1 protein-coding gene is annotated in these 772 nt (G+C 67.1%); it reads right to left on the bottom strand.

Going from position 1 to position 772, the window contains the following annotated elements; all coding sequences use genetic code 11:
• Positions 1-772 (bottom strand): FAD-dependent monooxygenase (locus ACFWJO_RS38905; protein ID WP_386872946.1); only part of this gene is annotated, 772 nt, incomplete at both ends.

The raw sequence follows: 772 nt of genomic DNA on the forward strand, positions 1-772 counted from the left end.
GGTGTGGTGTTCGAGCCAGGCGTGGGGAAGCCGGGCGCCGGGGTGGGTGGTCGGCTGGTAATACAGTTCGGGGTCGCCGACCGGATCCGGGAATGGAGTGCCGTCGTCGACGACGGCGGCGGACCGATACCGTTGGCCGAGTTCGACGCCGTGTGCGTTGAACTGATAGTTCTGCAGTTGCACCGCGGCGTCGAGTTCGGTGCGTCGCCGGCGTCCGGCGTCGGTGTCGGAGAACAGTTCGTGGACCGTGTCCCAGCCTTCTTCGGTGGACTGTCCGGGCCGGAAGCCGAGGGCCTCCGAGATCGGCAGCATGTCGCGGACACTCGTCATCGCGCGGTCGACGACCTGCTGGCCGACGGGTTGCCGTTCCTGGGTGTAGCTGTCGAGCAGGTGTGGGCTGGCGTGCCCGCGGAGGACGAAGGCGAGTTTCCAGGCGAGGTTGAACGCGTCCTGCACGGAGGTGTTCGTGCCGAGCCCGTTCGCCGGGGGGTGGCGGTGGGCGGCGTCGCCGGCGAGAAATACCCGGCCCTTCTGGTAGGTGTCGGCGATGACGTGGTTGATCTGCCACTTGCTGACGGCCTTGATCCGGATGTCGATGCTGTCGTCGCCGATGGTGGCGCGGGCGCGTTCGATCACCGACGCCTCGGAGGTGTCCGGTTCGCCGTCCTCGGGGTTGTACATGCACAGCAGCACCCATTCGGTCCACGGCTTGACGCAGATCCATGTACCGGAGCCCACCCAGTAGTCGTTGCCCGGTTGCGCCATCGAGTAC

This window comes from Streptomyces sp. NPDC127092 (genome assembly GCF_042722475.1).
GTDB lineage: Bacteria > Actinomycetota > Actinomycetes > Streptomycetales > Streptomycetaceae > Streptomyces.